Origin of the sequence: Okeania sp. SIO3I5 (genome assembly GCF_010672085.1) — a bacterium.
Lineage (GTDB): Bacteria > Cyanobacteriota > Cyanobacteriia > Cyanobacteriales > Microcoleaceae > Trichodesmium.
Genome location: NZ_JAAHHT010000037.1, coordinates 38619 through 40406 on the forward strand (window position 1 = coordinate 38619; position 1788 = coordinate 40406).

Consider the following 1788-nt stretch of genomic DNA (forward strand, 5'->3'; position numbering starts at 1 on the left):
AAAAAATGACACAACGAAATTACCGCAACTTTTCCTTATAGCTATAACTGCTTGAGGTTTAGGTAGAAAAATTTAATTCCCGAAAAATCTGATTCTAATTTTCAAAGTAGGAAAGTAGAGGAGTAAGGGAGTAAGGGAGTATTTTTCAATCTTTTTCCTTTCTTAAGGGGTTTGGTAACCAAACCCCTACCTTTACTATTGGTACTCAGACGTTTTCTTGTGGAAAAACTGACAGAACGAAATTACCAAAACTTTTCCTTACAAGTACAGCACAAATGTACTACCGTGATTTTCCTTTTAGTAAACGTGAACCGAAACCTAGAACACCCAAAACGACTAAGCTTAGTGCAGATGTAGGTTCTGGCGTTGATGCACTCTCAATTTTTGTACCTTGCACAATATTATCAATTCCGGTATTAATACTCCCTCCTCTTACTGTAGTCCAGCGAATAGAACTAATTTCTTCACTAGCAAGTATTCCTAAAAATCCTACAGTTGTTGGGTCGTGACTTAATACAAAAGTGTCAAGAAGACCAGTATGACCAAAAACACTAACTGTTGCTGGACCAAAAGCATTAAGATAAGTATTAAATCCTACTGCTTCTGTGGGTATACCAAATTCTACCGTAAAATCTTCATCGCCATTAGCAGTTAGTATGCTGGTAGTAGTTATGGGAACACCAAAATTAGTGAATCCAGGGGCAGCAACCCCTACGTTGAGATAAGGAACACCAGCTAAACCTGTATATGTATTACCATTACTAACAAAGGATGCAAAAATCTCCCTTTTTTCTGGAAACGCTTTTTGTGGGAAATCCTCAAAGTCTTCTACTAAAGTTGTATTTGTTAAGGCATCAAAAGCATTAACATCAGTGAAAAACATTGTACTAGCATGGGCACTTCCACTAGCACCTGCTATGCAAATTAATCATCCAGTAACTGTTAATAATTTACTCAATGCAACTTCAATTTTCATAATTATTGACTCCTTGTAGATATAGTTAGGAAATAGAAGATTTGTGTAACTTTGTGGTTGTGAAGTTTGCTCAAGAGAAAAACATTGTGTGAAATAGAAATATCCGAAACACAACCGCGCAAATCTACTATCGTGATATTCGTTTTAGAATGCACTATCTAAATTTTTATTTAACTTCACAATTCTTGTTCAAGAAAAGAGTATTTTGACTTCCCCTCTTAAATTTTTCGGGAGATTTATATCAAGTTCAAAAAAGGTTGTTACAGTACTAACCTCTAAATTCCCACTAGCAGATAAAACCACTGTAGCAAGATTTTATGAAAATGCTATTAGTCAATAATTTCAGAAAAATTTGAGACTTAGAATCAACCAATGAGGCGAGCGCTATATTTACCACTTCTATTAAAATTCCCATTAACAAGGAAAGAATATTTTGACTTACCCACTTCAACTTTTCCCGAGATTTATATCAAATTCAAAAAAGGTTCTTACAGTATTAATCTCTAAATTCCTGCCAGCAGAGAAAACCACCGTAGCAAGATTTTATGAAAATGTTATTAGTCAATAATCTCAGAAAAATTTGAGACTTAGAATCAACCAATGAGGCGAGCGCTATATTTACCACTTCTATTAAAATTCCCATTAACAAGGAAAGAATATTTTGACTTACCCACTTCAACTTTTCCCGAGATTTATATCAAATTCAAAAAAGGTTCTTACAGTATTAATCTCTAAATTCCTGCCAGCAGAGAAAACCACCGTAGCAAGATTTTATGAAAATGTTATTAGTCAATAATCTCAGAAAAATTTGA

At 34.2% G+C, this 1788-nt stretch carries 2 protein-coding genes; one reads left to right on the forward strand and one right to left on the reverse strand.

Annotation, left to right across the window (positions count from 1 at the left end):
• Positions 1 to 280: 280 nt before the first annotated feature.
• Positions 281 to 883 (reverse strand): hypothetical protein, encoded by a 603-nt coding sequence (locus tag F6K40_RS11480; RefSeq protein WP_293135686.1) that lies wholly within the window; start codon positions 881 to 883, stop codon positions 281 to 283.
• Between F6K40_RS11480 and F6K40_RS11485 the strand changes: the two genes are divergently transcribed.
• Entirely contained in the window at positions 873 to 995 is a 123-nt protein-coding gene (locus tag F6K40_RS11485) for a hypothetical protein (RefSeq protein ID WP_293135688.1), read from the forward strand. The two genes, F6K40_RS11480 and F6K40_RS11485, sit on opposite strands and share 11 nt — an antisense overlap.
• Positions 996 to 1788: the final 793 nt, after the last annotated feature.

Bases quoted from the DNA above. Each gene is read 5' to 3' on its own strand.
- F6K40_RS11480 (WP_293135686.1), bottom strand. From the start codon at position 883: ATGTTTTTCACTGATGTTAATGCTTTTGATGCCTTAACAAATACAACT.